This window comes from Streptomyces sp. NPDC002690, assembly GCF_053592415.1.
On sequence record NZ_JBSFVR010000115.1, the window covers coordinates 1 to 20918 of the forward strand.

The following is a 20918-nucleotide window of genomic DNA, read 5'->3' on the forward strand; positions in this document are numbered from 1 at the left end:
CGAACTCGGCGGACACGGCATCCGGGTCAACGGCGTCAACCCCGACGGGGTCGTGCGGGGCTCCGGCATCTTCGCCGCGGGCTGGGGCGCCCAGCCCCCGGCCGCTCCCGCGTTCTCCTGCCGCCGGTCCGCGGCCTACACCGGCACGCCGACGGGGACGGTCAGTTCTGCTCGCAGCCGTTCCACCACCGGTTCCGGCAGTCGCAGCCCGCTGCGCACATAGCCGTCGAGCCCGCCCCACCGCTCCTCCACCGCGTCCAGCGCCACGTCGAGATAGCGGGGCCGCGCCTCGATGACGGCGGAGGCGATGGCGGGATCGCCGCCCGCGTCGAGGAAGCGCTGTACCGAGGCGGCGAAGGCGAGGCGTACGGCGGGGTTGACCGCGAGGAACTCGGCCCGGACGGTCTCCCGGGAGGCCCCCAGGATCATCAGCAGCACCGCGGTGGCCCAGCCCGTACGGTCCTTCCCCGCCGTGCAGTGGAAGAGCACCGGCCGGGCCGACGCGTCCGCCGCCGTCTCCAGGAAGGCGCGATAAGCGGCCGCGGCTCCCGGAGAGAGCACCATCTGGCGGTAGGTCTGCGCGAAGACCTCCTCGGCCCTTCCGCCGCCCAGTGCCTCCTCCGCGGCGGCCGGATCGGCGAGCAGGGCCCGGAGCCGGGCGGGGGCGACGCCCGGGTTGCCGCCCAGCACGTCCGCCACGAAGAGCCGGGCCCTCGGGGGCAGCCGGTCCGGGGCCCAGTGCCGTTCGTCGGCGGTCCGCAGGTCGACGACCGTGCGGACACCGAGCGCGACGACCGCCATGTCGTGCTCCGGATCGAGTTCGCTCAGCTGGCCCGAGCGCAGGAGGATGCCCTGCCGCACCCGCTGGCCGTGGCTCAGGGCGATGCCGCCCAGATCCCGCAGGTTGACGACGGTGGTGGCCGGGACGGCCCGGGCGGTCTGCACGATGAACTGCCTCTTTCCCGACGTTTTACGCATTTGAGTATCAACGTCGCACGTCAGGGGCGATTCGACAACGGAAAACGCCGGAGCGGACCGACGCTTCGGCGTCGGGGACCCGGCGCTCGACGCTGCCCCCAGAACCGGCTCCCGACCCGGCTGCCTCCCCTGCCCGGACACAGCATGGATCGCCCGATCGAATGACCCGGCCCGCGTCGGCCGACCGTGAGCCGTGTGTCCGTCGGCGGTGGCGAGCGGGCCCCGCGGCAGACCCGAGGCCACTGCCCGCCACCCTGCTCCGGAACCCGAGCGACCACTCTGCCGACGCCCCACGACCGTCCCCGCCCGCCCGGCAGCCCCCAGGGCTCTCCCGCGGCACGCTGCGTGAGGGCGCGGACGCGTACCGGAGAGGGATAGGTCACAGCGGCATCCTCTGCTGGTTCGTCGCCGGGCTGACCTAGCATCTGGGCATGACGGTCCTGCCTGCTGACGGGCTCCCCCTGGCCGCCGAATTCGCTGACGCCTCCCCGGACCAGTGGCAGACCCTCGTCGAGGGTGTGCTGCGCAAGTCGGGCAAGGACGTCACGGGTGAGGCCGCGCTGGAAGCCCTGTCCACGACGCTGGAAGACGGGCTCACCACCCGTCCCCTGTACACCTCCCGGGACAGCGCGCCCCCGGCCGGGCTGCCCGGTTTCGCGCCTTTCACCCGAGGTGGTGGACCTGCCGGGAACGCGGCGGCCGGGTGGGACGTACGGCAGCACCACGCGGGGACCGACCCGGCCCGGCTCAACGAGGCCCTGCTCGCCGATCTGGAGAACGGCGTCACCTCGCTGTGGCTCGGTGTCGGCGGCCCCGGTGGGGTACCGGTCTCCGGCCTGGACCGGGCGCTGGACGGCGTCCTGCTCGATCTCGCTCCGCTGACCCTCGACGCCGGGGACGACTCCGGCGCGGCGGCGACGGAGCTGGTACGGCTGCACGCGGACCGGGGTGTCGCCCCGGAGGCCGTACGCGGCGGGCTCGGCATCGACCCGCTGGGCCGGTCGGCCCGTACGGGTGCCACGCCCGACCTCACCACGGCGGTCGAGTGGGCCGCCCGGTGCGCCGCGGAGCATCCCGGGCTCCGGGCGCTCGGCGTGGACGCCCTGCCGTACCACGAAGCCGGTGGCGGAGCCGCCCAGGAGCTGGGCCTGTCGCTCGCCACCGGGGTGGCGTACCTCCGGGCCCTGACCGCCGCCGGGCTGTCCGTCGAGGCGGCCTGCTCGCAGTTGGAGTTCCGCTACGCGGCGACGGCCGACCAGTTCCTGACGATCGCCAAGCTGCGGGCCGCGCGGCGACTGTGGGCACGGGTGGCGCAGGCCTGCGGGGCACCCGGCGCGGGCGCCCAGCGGCAGCACGCGGTGACCTCGTCGGTGATGATGACGCGGCGCGACCCCTGGGTGAACATGCTCCGCACCACGCTGGCCTGTCTGGGTGCCGGGGTCGGCGGCGCGGACGCGGTGACCGTCCTCCCCTTCGACGAGGCGCTGGGCCTGCCGGACGCCTTCGCCCGGCGGATCGCCCGGAACACCTCCACCATCCTGATGGAGGAGTCGCACCTGGCCCGGGTCGTCGACCCGGCGGGCGGCTCCTGGTACGTGGAGCGCCTCACCGAGGAACTGGCCGTCGCCGCCTGGGCGTTCTTCCAGGAGATCGAGCGCGCGGGCGGCCAGGAGGCGGCCGCCGCCTCGGGTCTGGTCGCCGAACGGCTCGCCGCGACCTGGCAGAAGCGCTCCCGCGATCTGGCCCGCCGCAAGGAGCCGGTGACGGGGGTCAGCGAGTTCCCGCACCTGGCCGAACCGCCGGTGGAACGCGAGGCGGCGCCCCCCGCCCCGTCCGGAGGGCTGCCGAAGGTCCGCCGCGACGAGGCGTTCGAGGCGCTGCGCAGCAGGTCGGACGCCCATCTGGCGGCGACCGGCGCCCGCCCGAAGGTCTTCCTGGCGGCCCTCGGTCCGGCGTCGGCGCACACCGCCCGGGCCTCCTTCGCCGCCAACCTCTTCCAGGCCGGCGGCATCGAGACGGTCCACCGGCCGGTGACCGTGGACGCCGCGACGGCCGCGGAGGCCTTCGCCGCGTCCGGCGCGTCGATCGCCTGCCTCTGCTCGTCGGACGCGGTGTACGAGCGGGAGGCGGCCCCGGTGGCCGCGGCGCTCGTGGCCGCCGGGGCGGGCCGGGTGCTGCTCGCCGGCCGTCCCGGAGAGGTGGACGGGGTCGACGCCTACGTCTTCGCGGGCTGCGACGCCGTCGCCGTGCTCTCCTTCGAACTCGACCGACTGGGAGTGGCGTGATGCAGGACCCCGTGAACCCCGAGGCCGCAGGAACTTCCGAGGCCGCCGCGAGCCCCGTCCCCGACTTCTCCGCCGTCCCACTGGACTCCGGGACTCCCCCGGCGCCCTCGGCCGACCGCTGGCGGGCCGCGGTGAAGGAGTCGACCGGCAGTTCGGTGGACGACCTGCTGTGGGAGACCCCCGAGGGCATCACCGTCAAGCCGCTGTACACCGAGGCCGACCTGGAGGACGTCGACTTCCTCGACACCTTCCCCGGCGTCGCCCCGTACCTGCGCGGCCCGTACCCGACGATGTACGTCAACCAGCCGTGGACGATCCGCCAGTACGCCGGATTCTCCACGGCCGAGGAGTCCAACGCCTTCTACCGGCGCAACCTCGCCGCCGGCCAGAAGGGGCTGTCGGTCGCCTTCGACCTGCCCACGCACCGGGGGTACGACAGCGACCATCCCCGGGTGACCGGTGACGTCGGCATGGCGGGCGTGGCGATCGACTCGATCCTCGACATGCGCCAGCTCTTCGACGGCATCCCGCTGGACCGGATGTCGGTGTCGATGACGATGAACGGTGCGGTGCTGCCCGTCCTCGCGCTGTACATCGTGGCCGCCGAGGAGCAGGGCGTACCGCCCGAGAAGCTGGCCGGGACCATCCAGAACGACATCCTCAAGGAGTTCATGGTCCGCAACACCTACATCTATCCGCCGGGCCCCTCCATGCGGATCATCTCGGACATCTTCGCGTACACCTCGCGGAAGATGCCGCGTTACAACTCCATCTCCATCTCCGGCTACCACATCCAGGAGGCCGGGGCGACGGCCGACCTGGAGCTGGCGTACACGCTGGCGGACGGGGTGGAGTACCTGCGGGCCGGGCGGGACGCGGGTCTGGACGTGGACGCGTTCGCACCCCGGCTGTCGTTCTTCTGGGCGATCGGCATGAACTTCTTCATGGAGATCGCCAAGTTGAGGGCGGCCCGGCTGCTCTGGGCCAAGCTGGTCAAGGAGTTCGAGCCGAAGAACCCCAAGTCCCTTTCACTGCGCACCCATTCGCAGACCTCCGGGTGGTCGCTGACCGCTCAGGACGTCTTCAACAACGTCACCCGCACCTGTGTGGAGGCGATGGCCGCCACCCAGGGGCACACACAGTCGCTGCACACCAACGCGCTGGACGAGGCACTCGCGCTGCCCACCGACTTCTCGGCGCGCATCGCCCGCAACACGCAGTTGCTCCTCCAGCAGGAGTCCGGCACCGGCCGGGTCATCGACCCGTGGGGCGGCAGCGCGTACGTCGAGAAGCTGACGTACGACCTGGCACGGCGGGCCTGGCAGCACATCGAGGAGGTCGAGGCGGCCGGCGGCATGGCGAAGGCCATCGACGCGGGCATCCCGAAGCTCCGGATCGAGGAGGCCGCCGCGCGCACGCAGGCGCGCATCGACTCGGGCCGCCAGCCGGTCATCGGGGTCAACAAGTACCGCGTGGAGACGGACGAGAAGATCGACGTCCGCTCGGTCGACAACACCTCGGTGCGCACCCAGCAGATCGAGAAGCTGCGGCGTCTTCGGGCGGAGCGCGACGAGAACGCCTGCCAGGACGCGCTGCGCGCGCTGACCGAGGCGGCCGGACGCGCCCCGGGCCCCGGCCTGGAGGACAACCTGCTGGCACTGGCGGTGGACGCGGCCCGCGCCATGGCCACGGTGGGCGAGATCTCGGACGCGTTGGAAAAGGTGTACGGGCGGCACGCCGGCCAGATCCGTACGATCTCCGGGGTGTACCGCAAAGAGGCAGGAGAGTCCCCGTCGGTGGACCGCACCCGCGAGCTGGTCGACGCCTTCGAGGAGGCTGAGGGCCGCCGCCCGCGCATCCTGGTCGCGAAGATGGGCCAGGACGGCCACGACCGCGGTCAGAAGGTGATCGCGTCGGCCTTCGCCGACCTGGGCTTCGACGTGGACGTCGGCCCGCTGTTCCAGACGCCCGCCGAGGTGGCGCGCCAAGCGGTCGAGGCGGACGTGCACATCGTGGGCGTCTCGTCGCTGGCCGCGGGTCACCTCACGCTCGTTCCCGCGCTGCGGGAGGAGCTGGCGGCCGAGGGGCGCGAGGACATCATGATCGTGGTGGGCGGAGTGATCCCTCCGCAGGACGTCGAGGCCCTGCACGAGGCGGGTGCCGCGTCGGTCTTCCCGCCGGGCACGGTCATCCCGGACGCGGCGTACGACCTGGTGCGTCGGCTCGGTGCCGCACTCGGGCACGAGCTGTGAGCCGCTGAGCCGATGGCACCGACGATCGACATCGAGAGTTACGCGAAGGGAGTGCTCGACGGGAAGCGCGCGTTCGTCGCGCGCGCCATCACCCTCGTCGAGTCCTCCCGCCCCGACCACCGGGTGCTCGCCCAGGAGTTGCTGAGCAGACTGCTGCCGCACGCGGGCCGGGCCCGGCGGGTCGGGATCAGCGGGGTGCCCGGGGTCGGCAAGTCGACTTTCATCGATGCGCTCGGCACCCTGCTCACGGGGCTGGGGCACCGGGTCGCGGTGCTCGCCGTGGACCCGTCGTCCACCCGTACGGGCGGCTCCATCCTGGGTGACAAGACCCGGATGGAGCACCTCTCCGTTGACCCCCACGCGTTCGTCCGCCCGTCGCCCTCGGCCGGCACGCTGGGCGGGGTGGCGAAGGCCACCCGCGAGTCCATGGTGGTGATGGAGGCGGCGGGTTACGACGTGGTGCTGGTGGAGACGGTCGGCGTCGGCCAGTCGGAGACCGCGGTGGCGCGCATGGTCGACACCTTCCTCCTCCTCACCCTGGCGCGCACCGGCGACCAGCTCCAGGGCATCAAGAAGGGCGTCCTGGAGCTGGCGGACGTCATCACGGTGAACAAGGCGGACGGCCCGCACGAACGCGAGGCCCGCTCGGCCGCACGCGAACTCGCGGGCGCCCTGCGGCTGATGCACCCCGCCGACGCGGCGTGGACCCCACCCGTACTCACCTGCAGTGCCCGTGAGGCGACGGGTCTGGAGACGGTGTGGGAGAGCCTGGAGCAGCACCGCACGCTGCTGGAGTCGACGGGGCGTCTGGCGGCGAAGCGGAGCGAGCAGCAGGTGGACTGGACGTGGAGCATGGTCCGGGACGAGCTGCTGGAGAGCCTGCGTTCCCACCCGGACGTACGGGCGCGTGCGCCTGAGCTGGAACGGCGGGTGCGCGAGGGCGGTCTGACGGCGACACTGGCCGCCGAGGAGATCCTCGCGGCGTTCCGGGGCGGTTCCGGGCGCGGGTGACGGGCGGCCCGGATGCCCGGGCGGGGTTGCGGGCGCGTGTCCGCGCCCCGGGAGCCCGGACGCGACGGGTCCTGACGGTCGCGGGGCAGCCGCCCGGAGCCTCGGGCTCCCCTCCCACGCCACGGGGGCCCGCCACGGCCCCCGCTCCTGGAAACCGGGCGGAACCCTGTTCCCTGTGAGCCCCCACCGTGGTATTCTCCGAAAAAGCACTCGTGTACGTCCCCGTCGGGACGCCGGTGCCGATTCCTTTTCATCGCTGTCGCACCTGTCGATTCACGACCCGCGATTCAGCTCACTCCCGAAGCAACTCGCATCTTTCTTTTCCCGCACGCGCCGAGCCGGCCCGTCGTGCCCGTGACAGACACGGCGTGACGTGTTCACCGCTCCCCGCTTTCCGGGATGCCGGTCCGCGCGGCGCACGTCGAGGCGCGCAACCACCGCCTCCGGGCCGCCCGCACCGGGCTCTCACACTCTTCCGTCCCCGAAAGGACATCCCCGTGACCACCACACTCGAACGCCCCGTATCCACCCAGCACGCACCCGTCGCCGCCGCCGGTGTCCTCGACACCCCGGAGAGCGGGCACGGCATGCTGCGCGGAACTCACGGGCATCCCGCCCCCGGCGACGTCCGCGTCCCGGCCGCGCTGATCAACCGGTACGGGCTGCGCAAGGGCGACTTCGTCAAGGGCGGCTGCGACCGACCGGGCACGCTCACCGTGGTCGACCGTGTCAACGGGCTGCTCCCACAGGCCCTTCGCTCCCGCCCGCACTTCCACGAGCTGACGCCGTTGCACCCCCGGGACCGGCTGCGGCTGGAGACCCGTACGGGCGGGCCGGCGCCCCGCCTCGTGGACCTGATCGCACCGGTCGGCAAGGGGCAGCGCGGTCTGATCGTCGCTCCTCCGAAGACCGGCAAGACGGTACTGCTCCAGCAACTTGCGGCGGCCGTCGCGACGAACCACCCGGAGTGCCATCTCATGGTGGTGCTGCTCGACGAACGCCCCGAAGAGGTCACGGACATGCGCCGGTCGGTGCGCGGCGACGTGCTCGCCTCCACGTTCGACCGTCCGGCGAAGGAGCACATCGCACTGGCCAACCTCGCCGTGGAGCGCGGCAAGCGGCTCGTGGAGCAGGGGCAGGACGTCGTCATCCTCCTCGACTCGCTCACCCGGCTCTGCCGGGCCCACAACAACGCGGCGGGCCCCGGCGGGCGCACGCTGAGCGGCGGCGTCGACGCGGCAGCGCTTCAAGGCCCGAAGAAGCTCTTCGGCGCGGCGCGGCTGACCGAGGAGGGCGGCTCGCTGACCATCCTGGCGACCGCCCTGGTGGAGACCGGATCGCGCGCGGACGACTTCTTCTTCGAGGAGCTCAAGGGCACCGGCAACATGGAGCTCCGCCTGGACCGCGCACTGGCCGACCGCCGAATCTTCCCTGCGGTCGACATCGCCCCCTCCGGCACACGACGGGAGGAACTCCTGCTGTCCGAGACGGAGTTGACCGCGATGCGCGGACTGCGTCGCGCCCTGCACGGCCGGGACAGCAAGGCCGCGCTCGAAGCCGTACTGGACAAGGTCCGTAAGACGCCCGACAACGCGGCCTTCCTTCGCCAGGTGCACCAGACGGTTCCCGGCGCCTGAGCACGGCACCGCGTGGACACCCCCAAGGCCTCCACCGCCCTGGACCGGGAAAGGAACCCGGGCCGGATCAGGAAGGGGACGGGCCCCGGCGCAACGGCCGAGGACGGCCGCCCCTGGGCTGCCGGGACCACAGAGATCCACAGGGGGCCACTCATGAAGCACAGTTGCTGTGACCGGGAGAACGCCGACAGTGCGGCTCGCGCCCGGTACACCCGGGACATGCGGCAAGAACGCCACTCCGTGCGTGAGGCGCTGCGCTCGGACCTGCCCGCCGCCCACTTGGGCCTCGGCGTGACGGTCATGGCCCTGATCGTGGTCGCCGGTTTCTCCGGCCCCCGATGGACCTTGGTCATCGGCGGCGCCTTCACGGCGTGGTTCCTTCTCGCGCTGACGGTGATTCACCTCGGCAGCGGTCGCGGCCGGGATGCCGTCCGGCGGGCCTACATCGCCACGTTCGGCTGGGGCAACTGGATCTGAGTACCCTTCTCACCCCCGCCCGTGCGTCCGAGCCGGACGACAGGGGCAGGATGGACCCTCCGGTACACCGCTCCCCCGCAGGAGGACCACATGACCCACCGTTCCGCCGTCGCCCTGGCCGGCCTGTTGGCCGGTGCGGGAGCGCTGCACCTCACGGCGCCTCGGCCCTTCGACTCACTCGTCCCGAGCGCCCTGCCCGGAACCCCGCGCACCTGGACGTACGCGAGCGCCGGCGTCGAACTCGCCCTCGCGGCGGGCGTTCTCGCCCCGCGGACCCGCCGTGTCGCGGCTCTCGGGGCCGCCGCGTTCTTCGTGGCCGTGCTCCCCGGCAACGTGAAGATGGCGGCCGACTGGCGTCACCGCCCTGCCCCGCAACGCGCTCTGGCCTACGCCCGCGTGCCGCTCCAGGTGCCCCTGGTGCTGTGGGCCCGTCGGGTGGCCCGGCAGGCGTGACCCACGCGTCCGGGCACCACCATCGTGCGCAACCGTCACGGCGTCACGCCGTCACGCCGTCACCTGGGCGAGGAACGCGGTGATGTTCGCCGAGGTCCGCTGGATCTTCTCCTCCAGGGTGAGCGACTCGCGCAGCCGGGCACCGGGGCCGGCGTCCTTCTTGCCCCGGACGTAGAGGGAGCAGGCGAGGTCGCTGCAGAGGTAGGCGCCCACCGAGTTGCCCTGCTGCCCCGCCTTGCCGGCCTTCGGCGCGACCATCAGGGAAACCCCGCCCGAGTGCGTGGTCAGGCACATCGAGCACATGCTCCGCCGCTGTCGGCCGGCCACCGCGCCGGAGGAGCGCAGCACGACGGCCTTGGGGCGGCCCTCCGATTCCACGACGAGGTAGGCGCGGTCGGGCGCCTGGGGGTCGCGCCAGCCGAGAAAGTCCAGATCGGCCCACTCGCGGTCCGCCAGGTCGCGCGGAACGGCCAGACGCTTCGCCTCACCCTTGCTGCAGTTCACGAAGGCGGCACGGATCTCTTGCTCGGTCAGCGGATTCATGAGCGCTATGCTAATTTGCCTAAACCTTGTAGGCAAATGAATAAACCGATCAGGCAGAAGAGGGGGAGGTCATGGCACGCGCGGGACTCACCGCGGAGAAGCTGGTCCGGGCGGGGGCGGAGATGGCCGACACCGCCGGCTTCGACCAGGTGACCCTTTCCGCGCTCGCCCGGCGTTTCGACGTCAAGGTCGCGAGCCTCTACTCGCACCTGAAGAACTCCCAGGAGCTGAGGACGCGGATCGCCCTGCTCGCGCTGGAGGAGATGGCCGACCGGGCAGCCGCCGCCCTGGCGGGCCGCGCCGGACGGGACGCGCTGACCGCCTTCGCCGACGTCTACCGCGACTACGCGCGCGAACACCCGGGCCGTTACGCGGCGGCACAGCTGAGGCTCGACCCGGAGACGGCTGCCGCGAGCGCGGGCCCCCGGCACTCACGGATGACGCGGGCCATCCTGCGGGGCTACGACCTGACGGAGCCGGACCAGACGCACGCCGTCCGCCTCCTCGGCAGCGTGTTCCACGGATACGTCAGCCTGGAGGCGGCGGGCGGCTTCAGCCACTCCGGCCCCGACCCGCAGGAGAGCTGGACCTGGGCCCTGGACCAGTTGGACGCGCTCCTGAGGAACTGGACCGCTCCCTGAGCCCGGCGCACCACCTGCCGTCGGTCGTTCGACGACCGCCGTCGCCCGACACCGCAATCCGCCATCCGCCATCCGACCGACGGGCTGAGCACCTTGAGCACGCAACCGAGCACCTCGCACCGCTGGATCACCACGCCCCTCACCGCCGCGCTCCTGCGGGGTGCCCTCGATCTGGAGCGCACCGCGCACGGTGTACTCCCGCACCGGCTGCCCGCGTGGGCGCGCGCCCAGTACGCCGACCCCCAGCTGGCCTCCGCCGAGTCCCAGCCCTCCGGTGTCCGGCTGGTCTTCCGTACCCCGGCGACCGCCCTGGAGCTGGACACCCTGCCCACCAAGCGGGCCTACGCGGGTGCGCCGCCGCGCCCGGACGGCGTGTACGACCTGCTCGTCGACGGCCGCCCCGCGGGCCGGGCCACCGCGCCCACCGGCAACACCGTGATCATCGACATGGTCACCGGATCGGCGGAACACCGTCCGGGGCCGGTCGCCACGATCCGGTTCGCCGATCTGCCCGAGGGCGACAAGGACATCGAGATCTGGCTGCCGCACAACGAAACCACCGAACTCGTCGCGCTGCGCACCGACGCCCCCGTCGAACCCGCACCGGACCGGGGCCGCCCGGTGTGGCTGCACCACGGGAGCTCGATCAGCCACGGCTCCGACGCCGCGAGCCCCAGTGCCATCTGGCCCGCGCTCGCCGCGCGTCTCGGCGGCGCGGAGCTGATCAATCTGGGTCTGGCCGGCAGCGCCCTGCTCGACCCCTTCACCGCTCGCGCCGTGCGGGACACCCCGGCCGATCTGATCAGCCTGAAGATCGGCATCAACCTGGTCAACACCGACGCGATGCGGCTGCGCGCCTTCACCCCCGCCGTCCACGGCTTCCTCGACACGATCCGCGAGGGCCACCCCACCACCCCGCTGCTTCTGGTCTCACCGATCCTGTGCCCGATACACGAGGACACCCCGGGCCCGAGCGCACCGGATCTCTCCCGACTGAGCATGGGACAGCTGAAGTTCGTCGCCCTGGGCGACGCGGCCGAGACCGCGGGCGGGAAGCTGACGCTGAACGTCGTGCGCGAGGAACTGGCCCGGATCGTCGCACAGCGGTCCGCGGACGACCCACATCTGCACCACCTCGACGGCCGCGCGCTCTACGGTCCGGCCGACGCGGACGAGCTGCCGCTGCCGGACCAACTGCACCCGGACGCCGCGACCCACCGCCTGATGGGTGAGCGCTTCGCGGCGCTCGCCTTCGCGGCGGACGGTCCGTTCGCGACCACGCGCGCCTGAGGGGACGGCGACCGAGCCCGCTCAGAAGCGATGGCCGGGCCAGTGCGGGTCCTCCCAGCGTGCGGGGCCGGTGAGTCCGATGAGCCTTGGGCGGTGGAGCAGTTCCTCGGGAGCCCCGTGGGCACGGTCGAGTCGGCGACGCGCCGGGGTGTCGTCGGGGTTCGTCATGGGCCACACAACCTCGGTGACTCCGGGCGGCTTCCGCCGACCGAAGATCACGACGCTACCGGGTCCGCCCGCCACCCGCACCGCGTTTCCCCTCCCGGCCTGCACGGACCGCCCGGACCGCCCAGAACGCCCGGACCCGCCCGGACCCGCCCGGACCGCCCGGAAGCCCGGCCGTGCGCGGTGGCGGCACACACGTGTGCGGCCGGTCCCGCCGAACCGGGACCGGCCGCGCACGCGGGAGGGGTCAGCCCGCGGCGCCCAGGACGGTCGAGACGAGGGCCTTGGCCTCGTCCTGGACCCGGCTCAGGTGGTCGGGGCCCTGGAAGCTCTCCGCGTACACCTTGTACACGTCCTCGGTGCCGGAGGGCCGGGCGGCGAACCAGGCGCTGTCGGTGCAGACCTTGAGGCCGCCGATGGCCGCGCCGTTGCCCGGCGCCTCGGTGAGGACGGCGGTGATGGCCTCGCCCGCGAGGGTGTCGGCCGTGACCTGCTCGGGCGAGAGCTTGGCGAGTACGGCCTTCTCCTGGCGGGTGGCCGGGGCGTCGATGCGCGCGTAGGCGGGGTCGCCGAAGCGGGTGGTGAGCTCGGCGTAGTGCTGGGACGGGGTGGAGCCGGTGACGGCGGTGATCTCGGAGGCCAGCAGGGCGAGCAGGATGCCGTCCTTGTCGGTGGTCCACACCTGGCCGTCGCGGCGCAGGAACGAGGCGCCGGCGGACTCCTCGCCGCCGAAGCCGAGGCTGCCGTCGAAGAGGCCGTCCACGAACCACTTGAAGCCGACCGGGACCTCCACCAGCGGGCGGCCGAGGTCGGCGGCGACCCGGTCGATCATCGAGGAGGAGACCAGCGTCTTGCCGATGCCGGTCCCCGCGGGCCAGCCGTCGCGGTGGGTGTAGAGGTACTGGATGGCGACGGCCAGATAGTGGTTCGGGTTCATCAGCCCGCCGTCGGGGGTGACGATGCCGTGCCGGTCGGCGTCGGCGTCATTGCCGGTGGAGATGGCGTACGCGTCGCGCTGGGCGATGAGCGAGGCCATGGCGTACGGCGACGAGCAGTCCATCCGGATCTTGCCGTCCCAGTCCAGCGTCATGAAGCGCCAGGTGGGGTCGGCGAGCGGGTTGACCACCGTGAGGTCGATGCGGTGGGTCTCCGCGATGCGGCCCCAGTAGCCGACGGACGCGCCGCCGAGCGGGTCGGCTCCGATCCGGATGCCCGCGTCCCGGATCGCGTCCAGGTTCAGTACGGACGGCAGGTCGTCGACGTACCCGCCGAGGAAGTCGTGACGCCCCGTCGTCCCGGCGGCCAGCGCGCGGGCGTACGGGACGCGGCGCACCTCCTTGAGCCCGCCCGCGATGAGTTCGTTGGCGCGGTCCTGGATCCAGGAGGTGGCGTCCGAGCCGGCCGGTCCGCCGTTGGGCGGGTTGTACTTGAACCCACCGTCGGCGGGCGGGTTGTGCGACGGGGTGACGACGATGCCGTCGGCCAGTCCTTCGGTCCGGCCGCGGTTGTACGTCAGGATCGCGTGCGAGACCGCCGGGGTCGGGGTGTAGCCGTCCTCGGAGTCGATGAGGACGGTGGCGCCGTTCGCGGCGAGCACCTCCAGGGCGGTGACCCGCGCGGGCTCCGACAGGGCGTGGGTGTCCGCGCCGAGGAAGAGTGGCCCGTCCGTTCCCTGGCGGGTGCGGTACTCGCAGATCGCCTGGGTGGTGGCGGCGATGTGGTCCTCGTTGAACGCCGTGGCGAGCGAGGAACCGCGGTGCCCCGACGTGCCGAAGGCCACCCGCTGGCCGGGTTCGGCCGGGTCGGGGTGGAGGGCGTAATAGGCCGTCACCAGCCGTGCCACGTCGACCAGGTCGTCGGACTGTGCGGGTTTACCGGCCCGTGCGTGCACCATCGGTTCTCCTCGTTCGTGGGTGGTGGTCGTCGGTCCGTCGGGACCGGGCCACCACCCGGGGGGACGATCACCACGATTTGTACCCGATCCTGCCCCCTCCCTCCCGCACTGGCGTCCGGTTTCCGTCGCGGGCGAACGCGGCGTTTCTCACGTCCGCTCGCCCGCCGGAGCCCGCAGACGCAGCTCCGTGCCCGGCCACCGGGACCTGAGCCACCGGTCGTGGCTGGCGACGACGACGGTCCCGGGACCGGTGCCGAGTGCCTCCTCCAACTCGTCGGCGAGCCGGGGCGAGAGATGGTTGGTCGGTTCGTCGAGCAGCAGCAGGTCTGGCGGGTCCGCGACGAGCAGGGCGAGGGCGAGCCTGCGGCGCTGACCCGCCGACAGCTCACCGACCCTGCTGTCCAGATCCCGTGCGGCGAAGAGCCCGAGCACGGCGAGCGGGACGCGTTCGGCCCGTTCCTCGCCGAGCCCGAGGGCGTACGTCTGTGCGACGGTGCGGCCGGGGTGGGCGAACACCGTGTCCTGGGCCAGTAGGCCGACCCGGAGTCCCTCCCTGCGGCGCACCCGACCGGTTGGGGCCGTCAGTCCGCCCGCCAGGATCGCGAGGAGCGTCGACTTGCCCGCGCCGTTCGGTCCGGTGACCAGCAGGCGGTGGCCGGGGTGGAGGTCCAGGCGCTCCAGGGTGAGGCGGCCGGGCACCCGGACGTCCCTGAGGGAGAGCAGCGGGGCGTCGTCGGCAGGGTTCGCGGGCTCGGCGGGTTCCGGTTCCGGCGTCCGGAAGCGCAGCGGCTCGGGCGGGGCGGGGACGCGCTGCCGCTCCAGTTCACCGAGCCTGCGGGCGGCGTTGCGCACTCGACGGGCGATCTGGTTCTGGACGCGGCCCCCGGCATGGCCGTATCCCATCTTCTCGTTGTCGCGCGGCCCCCGGTCCGGGGCGACCCGGTGGGCGGTGACCTCCACCGCGCCCCGCAGGTCGGCGAGTTCCTTCTCCTCCTCCTCGAAGCGTCGCCGCCAGCTCTCCCGGGCGGCCCGCCTCTGGTCCTGGTAGGCGGTGTAGCCGCCGCCGTAGTGGACCGGCCCCCGCAGAGCGGGATCGAGGTCGATCAGGTCCGTGCAGACGGCGTCGAGGAAGGCCCGGTCGTGCCCCGCCACCACGACGGCTCCGGGCATCTCGCACAGCCTCCGTTCCAGGAAGGCGGCGGCCTCGTCGTCCAGATGGTTGGTGGGTTCGTCGAGGAGGAGTGCGGTGGGCCGGCGGATCAGCAGCGCCGCCAGGGCGAGCCGTCCCCGCTGCCCGCCCGACAGGGAGTCGAGGGTGCGGTCGAGGGACAGGGCCCCGAGGCCGAGTCCGTCGAGCACGAGCCCGGCACGCCGCTCGGCGTCCCATGCCTCGCGCTCCTCGGCCTGCTCCAGGCACCGCGCGTACCGGGCGAGGAGGTCGCCGTGGGCGGCTGTGCCCTCGGGCGTGGCGGCGATCTCCCGGGAGAGCAGGTCGAGCCGGGCGAGGTCCATACGGGACTCCGCGAGGGCGTCGTCGAGCACGTCGGTGATGCTCGCTCCGCTCTCGTACGGCATCTCCTGGTGGAGGTAACCGAGTCCGGCGGGGCGGACGACGGTGCCGGAGTCGGGTTCGTCCACCCCTGCGAGGATTCTCAGCAGGGTGGACTTACCGGCGCCGTTCTCCCCGATCAGGCCGATGCGTCGGCCGGGGGCGGCGGTGAGGGAGACACCGTCGAGCACCCGGCGCCTTCCCAGGGTGCGGACGAGGTCGTGGGCGAGCAGGGCGGGACGGCTCATGAGGGGCCACCTGGGGTCAGGTCGGTTGCGGTGCCCGTCGGGCAGGGCCTCGGGCGAGGGGCGGGTCGGGGAAGAACGCCGGTGCGCGGGAAGCACCGGGCGGTCAGTCGTCGCCGTGCGCGTCCGCCTCCGTGAGCCGCCCTTGGGCCAGGTGGAGCCGCCGGTCGACCCCGATCTCCGCGAGGAAGCGCTCGTCGTGGCTGACCACCATGAAGGCTCCCTGATAGGCGTTGAGCGCGCTCTCCAACTGGCCGACGCTGACCAGGTCGAGATTGTTGGTGGGTTCGTCCAGCAGCAGGAGTTGCGGGGCGGGTTCGGCGTAGAGAACGCACGCGAGGGTGGCGCGCAGCCGCTCGCCGCCGGAGAGCGCCGCCACGGGCAGATGCGCGCGCGAGCCCTTGAAGAGGAACCGCGCCAGCAGGGTCATCCGATCCGCTTCCGGAAGCGAGGGCGCGAACGCCGCGAAGTTCTCGGCGACGGTGCGTGCGGAATCGAGCAGGTCGAGGCGCTGGGAGAGGTACGCGATGCGGCCGTCGGCCCGCCGCAGGGTGCCGCCCTCCGACTCCTGCTCACCCTGGACGATCCGCAACAGGGTGGACTTCCCCGCCCCGTTGGAGCCGGTGAGCGCGATCCGCTCGGGGCCACGGATCTCCAGGTGCGCCCCTTCCCCGGCGAACAGTTCGCGGTCGCCGCGGCGGACCCGTAGTTCGTCGCCGAGGAAGACGGTCCGCCCGGCGGGGACGCGGGTCCCGGGCAGTTCCAGGGTGATCCGCTGGTCGTCACGGAGCGCGCGACCGGCCTCGTCGAGCCGGACCCTGGCGTCCCCGACGCGGGCGGCGTGGGTGCCGTCCGCCTTGGCCGCCGACACCTGGGCGCTGCGCTTCAGTCCACCCGCCACGATCTTGGGCAGCCCGGCGCTCTTGATGTTGCGGGCGGCGTTGCTCGACCGGCGCTGGGCGCGTTCGCGCGCCTGCTGCATCTCCCGCTTCTCCCGCTTCACCTCCTGCTCGGCGCTGCGGACGTTCTTCTCCGCCACCTCCTGCTCGGCGCGCACCATTTCCTCGTAGGAGGTGAAGTTCCCTCCGTAGAAACGGACTTCGCCCCGGTCGAGCTCGGCGATGCGGTCCATCCGGTCGAGCAGTTCCCGGTCGTGGCTGACCAGGAGCAGGCAACCGTTCCACTCCTCGATCACGGCGTAGAGCTTCTTCCGGGCGTCCAGGTCGAGGTTGTTGCTCGGCTCGTCCAGGAGGAGGACGTCCGGGCGCTTGAGGAGCTGCGCCGCGATCCCGAGCGAGACGATCCGCCCGCCGCTGAGGGTGTCCAGAGGCTGTGCCAGGGTGACGTCTTCGAGTCCGAGGCGGTCGAGTTGCGCCCGGGTGCGCTCCTCGACGTCCCAGTCGTCCCCGACCACGGCGAAGTGCTCCTCACCGGTGTCGCCGGATTCGATGGCGTCGAGCGCGCGGATCACAGGGGCGACGCCGAGCACCTCGGCCACGGTGAGACCGCCGGTGAGCGGCAGGTCCTGCGGGAGATGGCCGAGCGTTCCGCTCACGGAGACGGAGCCGACGGCCGGCTTGTACTCACCGGCGATCAGCTTGAGCAGGGTGCTCTTGCCCGCACCGTTCGGCGCGACGAGTCCGGTACGGCCGGCGCCGACGGTGAAAGAGAGGTCCTGGAAGACGGGCGTGCCGTCGGGCCAGGAGAAGGAGAGGTTCGAGCAGGTGAGGAACGCTGCGGACATGGAGACGTCCTTGTGACGTGATGCGGGCGCGCGTCGGAAGCGCCGCCCGGCGGCGAACAGGGGAGGGGTACGACAACGGAAGCCATCACAGCGGCGCGGACTCGCGCCGGCCGGTGGCCGATCACCTTCGGGTGTCACCCGGAGATGTCGTCGTCACCCTTCACAGCTGCTCTCCTTCATCGATGATCACATCGCTGATCACGTGTCCTTCACGATAACAGTCGGCTCCGCAGGTCGCCGGGAATTACCGAAGGGCCGGCACGGACGCCCCGCACCCGCTCACCTCGGGCCGTCTCAGCAGGTCACGGCGTCGCCCAGCGGCTCCGGGGCTTCGGTGGCCCGGGCCGCCCGGCGTCCGGCCATCCGGCACCCGAGGCACTCCGGATGCCCCGCACGGGCTCCGGTGTCACGTACGCGCCAGCTCCACTCCCTCTCGGGCCGGGGGCCGCCCGGCTTGCCCCAGCCCGCCAGATGCAGCAGCCAGGAGACGACACCCGCCGCGACGGTCACCGCCGCGGCCAGCACCACGCCGAGCGGAGAGGCCGCACATACGGAGACTCCGGCTCCGGTGGCACCGACGACGGTGAGGGCCGTTCCGGTCCAGCCGGCCAGAGTGTGACCGAGGTCGACATCACCGTGTGCGCTCATCGCTTCTCCAGTCCGGGAAAATGGCGGCAGCAGGCTTCGCGGAGACATTTCATCTCACGAGCTAAGTAACTTAGATGCTAAGGAGAATGCTCGTGGACGGCAAGCCCCGCCCTGCGGCCTCGGCCGAGCAGGCGCTGCAGCGCATGGACCGATTCGTCGCGCTGAGCCTCGTGGGCCAGAGCGACGTCGCCCGGTCGCTGGGGCTCAACGTCACGGACCTGACCTGCCTCGGACACATCCTCGGGGCGGGCCCGGACGCCCTGACCGCGGGCGACCTCGCCGAACGGGCCGACCTCACGACCGGCGCCATCACCGGAGTCCTCAACCGGCTGGAGCGCGCGGGCTTCGCCCGTCGGCAGTCCGACCCCGGGGACCGCCGCAGGGTCCGGATCGTCGCCGACGAGTCCGCGACAGCGCGGGTCGTCGCGGTGTACGAACCCTTCTACCGGCGGCTGACAGCCCTCTTCGCCGACTACTCCGCCGAGGAGACGGCGGTACTGGCGGACTGGTTCGCCCGCGCCGCGGAGGAGATGCGCGCCCACCTCGAAGAGCTGAGAGGTTGAGTTGGGCTCCGTCCGCCCGGGATGGGCGCGCCGCAAGCCCGCCCGGGTCCGGGTCCGGGGCAAGGACGGCGACGGCGACGGCAACGGCAACGGCAACGACGGCGTTCCCGGCAGGCGGCCCGCCACGGAGACTTCGCCGCCATCGACGACGCGGCGCCCGCACCCTGTTCGGCCGGCACGAGAGCGACCAGCCCCCTGCGCCACTCCCCCGCACGGCCACGAGGGCCGATCCAGGTGGCGGATCGGCCCTCGTGGTCCCTCGACGCGAGCCGGGCGCGCGGAACGCGGGAAGGACTCGGTCTAAAGCTGCGGGTAGATGTCCCCGCTGCTCATTCCGGACTGCTGCTCGCTGCGGTCCCGCATCTTGCGCGCCTTCTCCGTGAGGCGCTGCCGCTCGTCCGGGTCCTTGGCCTGCTCGGCCGCCTCGCTCAGTTGCCGTGCCTTCTCCCGCATCTGCTGGGCCAGCTTGGCGGGTTCGTCCGCTCCGCTCATCACCACTCCTCGTCCGCTGGGCATCCGACGCTCCCAGCGAAGCAGCAGGACGGGACCGACGCATCTCGGCGGGCCGGTGGGGACGGTCTTCCGCCTGGCCACCTCGACCCGCCCGGCCACCCGCTACTCCTCGGCGGCCTCGGCGGTCCCGGCCGCTTCGGCGCGGGCAAGCCTGCCGGCGGTGTAGTCCGCCACCGCCGCCTCCAGACCGATGTCGTGCTGAGCCCGCTCGGAGAGGAACCACCGGTGCTCCAGCAGCTCGTGGTAGAGCTCGGCAGGGTCCATGGAGCCCCGCAGGTCGAGCGGGACGGCGCGGACCGTGGGCCTGAACTGGTCGCGGACCCAGCGGTGCGCGAGGACCTCGGTACGCGCCCCGAGCGGGTCACCGGGGGCGTAGTCGTCCTGGGTGGCCATCCAGCTCTCCAGGTCGTTGAGGAGCCGCCGTGCCTGGTTCTCCTCGGTGTCCAGGCCGGTCAGCCGCAGCAGCTGGCGCTGGTGGTGGCCGGCGTCGACGACCTTGGGCACGAAGGTGACCGTGTCGCCGTCCGGGGAGTTGACGATCTGCATCTCGGCCACGTCGAAGCCCATGTCGTTGAGCCGACGCACCCGTCGCTCGATGTAGTGGTACTTGCCCGCCGGGTAGACGGAGGTACGGGTCAGCTCCTGCCACAGCGCAGCGTAACGGCGGGAGATCTCGGCGCCGAACGCGATCGGGTCCACCGAGGGGTGCAGCGCTCCGGCGGCCTCCAGGTCGAGCATCTCGCCGCTGATGTTGACGCGGGCGAGGTCGATGTCGTACTCCCGCTGGCCGTCGCTGAGCCGCTCGTGGGTCTCGCCGGTCTCGGCGTCCACGAGGTAGGCGGCGTAGGCGCCCGCGTCGCGGCGGAAGAGGGTGTTCGAGAGTGAGCAGTCGCCCCACGCGAATCCGACGAGGTGCAGCCGGACGAGCAGGACCGCGAGGGCGTCCATCAGCCGGTGCACGGTGGACGGGCGCATGGTGGTCTCGAACATCGAGCGGTAGGGCAGCGAGCCGTTGAGGTGCCGGGTGATCAGTACGGGCTCCAGCGCCTCCCCGTCCGGCCCGATCCGTCCGGTGACCACGGCGAGGGGGTCGACCGCGGGTATCCCGAGCCGGTCGAGCGTGCGGAGCTGGTCGTACTCCCGCACGGCCGGGCGTTCGGCGAGTTCCTTGACGGCGATCACGTCCGCCCCGGCGCGGGCGTAGCGCACCACGTGGCGGGAGATGCCGCGCGGCAGCGGTACGAGGTATTTCTCCGGCCACTCCTCCAGGGGCAGGTGCCACGGCAGCTCCAGGAGGAGCGCGGGGTGTTCCGGGTTGGTGGCGCTGATCTGCAAAGCCATGGCTCGCCTCGCTCGAACGGGTGACGGGCCACCAGTGTGCGGGACGGCCTCCTACGGGCCGGGGGGCGGGGTGGTGCGGGGCGGCCCGGCCGGCATCTACCGCTCCCCGGGCGTGGTGCCCGGGCGTGCGGTGTGATCGGGGCGGCCCCGGGTGCGGCGGTCCTCCTTCAGCTCCGCCTCGTAGAGGTGGGTCCGGCCCGCCGCGAGTTCGCCGGTCAGGCGGCCCTCGATCGCGGCGAAGGGGCGGTAGTAGGTGCGGTCGTACGCCTCGACGATCTGGAAGGTCCAGTGGCCGGGGATGACGTTGCGGCCCACGATCTCCCGCTCGACCAGGTCCGCCGCCCGGTCGTGGCCTGCCTCGCGCAGCAGCCGTACCGCCTCGTCGAGCTGGAAGTCGGCGCCGCCGGTGAGCTGGTGGAAGGTGTAGAGGGCGCCCCTGGCCCGTTCGGTCGTCTCCAGCGCCTCCGACAGGGCGCCCAGGGCGCGGACGGTCGCGTCGCCGACCCCGTCGGGGCGGGTGTGGGCGGTGTCGGGGCGGTCGGCTCGTTCTTCGTTCATGCCCGGTACCTGCCCGCCCCCGAGCCCCGCACGGGTCCCGGGGCGTCCCGGCCACCCGACCGGGCGACTGGGCCCCGTACGGCCCACGCCCCTCCCGCCGGACCGGCAGGCGGCCCTCCCGCCGGTCGGCC

Annotated in this window: 19 protein-coding genes; 9 read left to right on the plus strand and 10 right to left on the minus strand. The window is 72.6% G+C overall.

The genetic code is table 11. The annotated features are described in order from the left end of the window. Positions 1-135 precede the first annotated feature (135 nt). Positions 136-945, minus strand: coding sequence for a tyrosine-protein phosphatase (locus ACWD3D_RS16630; RefSeq protein ID WP_451461592.1), 810 nt, complete (start codon positions 943-945; stop codon positions 136-138). Between the two features lie 464 nt (positions 946-1409). Between ACWD3D_RS16630 and ACWD3D_RS16635 the strand changes: the two genes are divergently transcribed. From ACWD3D_RS16635 to ACWD3D_RS16660, 6 genes are all read left to right on the plus strand, one after another. Next, positions 1410-3263, plus strand: coding sequence for a methylmalonyl-CoA mutase family protein (locus ACWD3D_RS16635; RefSeq protein WP_451461576.1), 1854 nt, complete (start codon positions 1410-1412; stop codon positions 3261-3263). Further along, positions 3263-5515, plus strand: coding sequence for a methylmalonyl-CoA mutase (gene scpA / locus ACWD3D_RS16640; RefSeq protein WP_451461577.1), 2253 nt, complete (start codon positions 3263-3265; stop codon positions 5513-5515). Before ACWD3D_RS16635 ends, scpA begins: the two co-directional genes overlap by 1 nt. A gap of 12 nt (positions 5516-5527) precedes the next feature. Then, on the plus strand, positions 5528-6526 hold the full coding sequence (gene meaB / locus ACWD3D_RS16645; RefSeq protein ID WP_451461578.1) for a methylmalonyl Co-A mutase-associated GTPase MeaB: 999 nt from the start codon (positions 5528-5530) through the stop codon (positions 6524-6526). Between the two features lie 497 nt (positions 6527-7023). Further along, on the plus strand, positions 7024-8163 hold the full coding sequence (gene rho / locus ACWD3D_RS16650; protein WP_451461579.1) for a transcription termination factor Rho: 1140 nt from the start codon (positions 7024-7026) through the stop codon (positions 8161-8163). A gap of 219 nt (positions 8164-8382) precedes the next feature. Next, entirely contained in the window at positions 8383-8640 is a 258-nt protein-coding gene (locus ACWD3D_RS16655) for a hypothetical protein (protein ID WP_451461580.1), read from the plus strand. Positions 8641-8730: 90 nt separating this feature from the next. Further along, positions 8731-9093, plus strand: a complete 363-nt coding sequence (locus ACWD3D_RS16660) for a DoxX family protein (RefSeq protein ID WP_451461581.1) — start codon at positions 8731-8733, stop codon at positions 9091-9093. A 51-nt stretch (positions 9094-9144) separates the two neighbouring features. On the opposite strand, the gene ACWD3D_RS16665 is transcribed toward ACWD3D_RS16660, so the two are convergent. Further along, positions 9145-9636 carry an FBP domain-containing protein gene (locus tag ACWD3D_RS16665; RefSeq protein WP_451461582.1) on the minus strand — a complete coding sequence of 164 codons (492 nt, stop codon included), beginning with the start codon at positions 9634-9636 and terminating at the stop codon, positions 9145-9147. Positions 9637-9707: 71 nt separating this feature from the next. On the opposite strand from ACWD3D_RS16665, the gene ACWD3D_RS16670 reads away from it, so the two are divergent. Together ACWD3D_RS16670 and ACWD3D_RS16675 are read left to right on the plus strand one after the other, a co-directional pair. After that, the gene (locus ACWD3D_RS16670; RefSeq protein ID WP_451461583.1) at positions 9708-10277 is read left to right on the plus strand and encodes a TetR/AcrR family transcriptional regulator; all 570 of its coding nucleotides are present in this window, start codon (positions 9708-9710) and stop codon (positions 10275-10277) included. 93 nt (positions 10278-10370) lie between these two features. Beyond that, complete coding sequence (locus ACWD3D_RS16675; protein WP_451461584.1) at positions 10371-11567, plus strand: SGNH/GDSL hydrolase family protein; 1197 nt, start codon at positions 10371-10373, stop codon at positions 11565-11567. Between the two features lie 21 nt (positions 11568-11588). Here the strand turns inward: ACWD3D_RS16675 and ACWD3D_RS16680 are convergent, their stop codons facing one another. From ACWD3D_RS16680 to ACWD3D_RS16700, 5 genes are all read right to left on the minus strand, one after another. Continuing rightward, positions 11589-11735 carry a hypothetical protein gene (locus ACWD3D_RS16680; RefSeq protein WP_451461593.1) on the minus strand — a complete coding sequence of 49 codons (147 nt, stop codon included), beginning with the start codon at positions 11733-11735 and terminating at the stop codon, positions 11589-11591. Between the two features lie 244 nt (positions 11736-11979). Next, entirely contained in the window at positions 11980-13626 is a 1647-nt protein-coding gene (pgm, locus tag ACWD3D_RS16685; RefSeq protein ID WP_451461585.1) for a phosphoglucomutase (alpha-D-glucose-1,6-bisphosphate-dependent), read from the minus strand. Positions 13627-13773: 147 nt separating this feature from the next. After that, on the minus strand, positions 13774-15423 hold the full coding sequence (locus ACWD3D_RS16690; protein WP_451461586.1) for an ABC-F family ATP-binding cassette domain-containing protein: 1650 nt from the start codon (positions 15421-15423) through the stop codon (positions 13774-13776). Positions 15424-15526: 103 nt separating this feature from the next. Continuing rightward, on the minus strand, positions 15527-17164 hold the full coding sequence (locus tag ACWD3D_RS16695) for an ABC-F family ATP-binding cassette domain-containing protein (protein WP_451461587.1): 1638 nt from the start codon (positions 17162-17164) through the stop codon (positions 15527-15529). 294 nt (positions 17165-17458) lie between these two features. Further along, positions 17459-17812 (minus strand): HGxxPAAW family protein, encoded by a 354-nt coding sequence (locus ACWD3D_RS16700; RefSeq protein WP_451461588.1) that lies wholly within the window; start codon positions 17810-17812, stop codon positions 17459-17461. Between the two features lie 92 nt (positions 17813-17904). Here ACWD3D_RS16700 and ACWD3D_RS16705 point away from each other — a divergent pair, with 92 nt between their 5' ends. Further along, positions 17905-18375 (plus strand): MarR family transcriptional regulator, encoded by a 471-nt coding sequence (locus tag ACWD3D_RS16705; RefSeq protein WP_451461589.1) that lies wholly within the window; start codon positions 17905-17907, stop codon positions 18373-18375. 300 nt (positions 18376-18675) lie between these two features. Here the strand turns inward: ACWD3D_RS16705 and ACWD3D_RS16710 are convergent, their stop codons facing one another. From ACWD3D_RS16710 to ACWD3D_RS16720, 3 genes are all read right to left on the minus strand, one after another. After that, positions 18676-18867, minus strand: a complete 192-nt coding sequence (locus ACWD3D_RS16710; protein WP_387370495.1) for a DUF6381 family protein — start codon at positions 18865-18867, stop codon at positions 18676-18678. 123 nt (positions 18868-18990) lie between these two features. Next, the gene (locus ACWD3D_RS16715; RefSeq protein WP_451461590.1) at positions 18991-20229 is read right to left on the minus strand and encodes a DUF4032 domain-containing protein; all 1239 of its coding nucleotides are present in this window, start codon (positions 20227-20229) and stop codon (positions 18991-18993) included. A gap of 96 nt (positions 20230-20325) precedes the next feature. Further along, on the minus strand, positions 20326-20787 hold the full coding sequence (locus tag ACWD3D_RS16720; protein ID WP_451461591.1) for a hypothetical protein: 462 nt from the start codon (positions 20785-20787) through the stop codon (positions 20326-20328). Positions 20788-20918: the final 131 nt, after the last annotated feature.

Excerpts from the sequence above, each read along its gene's own strand:
- ACWD3D_RS16635 (WP_451461576.1), top strand. The coding sequence starts at position 1,410 with ATGACGGTCCTGCCTGCTGACGGGCTCCCCCTGGCCGCCGAATTCGCT.
- scpA (WP_451461577.1), top strand. The coding sequence starts at position 3,263 with ATGCAGGACCCCGTGAACCCCGAGGCCGCAGGAACTTCCGAGGCCGCC.
- meaB (WP_451461578.1), top strand. The coding sequence starts at position 5,528 with ATGGCACCGACGATCGACATCGAGAGTTACGCGAAGGGAGTGCTCGAC.
- ACWD3D_RS16655 (WP_451461580.1), top strand. The coding sequence starts at position 8,383 with ATGCGGCAAGAACGCCACTCCGTGCGTGAGGCGCTGCGCTCGGACCTG.
- ACWD3D_RS16660 (WP_451461581.1), top strand. The coding sequence starts at position 8,731 with ATGACCCACCGTTCCGCCGTCGCCCTGGCCGGCCTGTTGGCCGGTGCG.
- ACWD3D_RS16665 (WP_451461582.1), bottom strand. The coding sequence starts at position 9,636 with ATGAATCCGCTGACCGAGCAAGAGATCCGTGCCGCCTTCGTGAACTGC.
- ACWD3D_RS16670 (WP_451461583.1), top strand. The coding sequence starts at position 9,708 with ATGGCACGCGCGGGACTCACCGCGGAGAAGCTGGTCCGGGCGGGGGCG.
- ACWD3D_RS16680 (WP_451461593.1), bottom strand. The coding sequence starts at position 11,735 with ATGACGAACCCCGACGACACCCCGGCGCGTCGCCGACTCGACCGTGCC.
- pgm (WP_451461585.1), bottom strand. The coding sequence starts at position 13,626 with ATGGTGCACGCACGGGCCGGTAAACCCGCACAGTCCGACGACCTGGTC.
- ACWD3D_RS16690 (WP_451461586.1), bottom strand. The coding sequence starts at position 15,423 with ATGAGCCGTCCCGCCCTGCTCGCCCACGACCTCGTCCGCACCCTGGGA.
- ACWD3D_RS16695 (WP_451461587.1), bottom strand. The coding sequence starts at position 17,164 with ATGTCCGCAGCGTTCCTCACCTGCTCGAACCTCTCCTTCTCCTGGCCC.
- ACWD3D_RS16700 (WP_451461588.1), bottom strand. The coding sequence starts at position 17,812 with ATGAGCGCACACGGTGATGTCGACCTCGGTCACACTCTGGCCGGCTGG.
- ACWD3D_RS16710 (WP_387370495.1), bottom strand. The coding sequence starts at position 18,867 with ATGAGCGGAGCGGACGAACCCGCCAAGCTGGCCCAGCAGATGCGGGAG.
- ACWD3D_RS16715 (WP_451461590.1), bottom strand. The coding sequence starts at position 20,229 with ATGGCTTTGCAGATCAGCGCCACCAACCCGGAACACCCCGCGCTCCTC.
- ACWD3D_RS16720 (WP_451461591.1), bottom strand. The coding sequence starts at position 20,787 with ATGAACGAAGAACGAGCCGACCGCCCCGACACCGCCCACACCCGCCCC.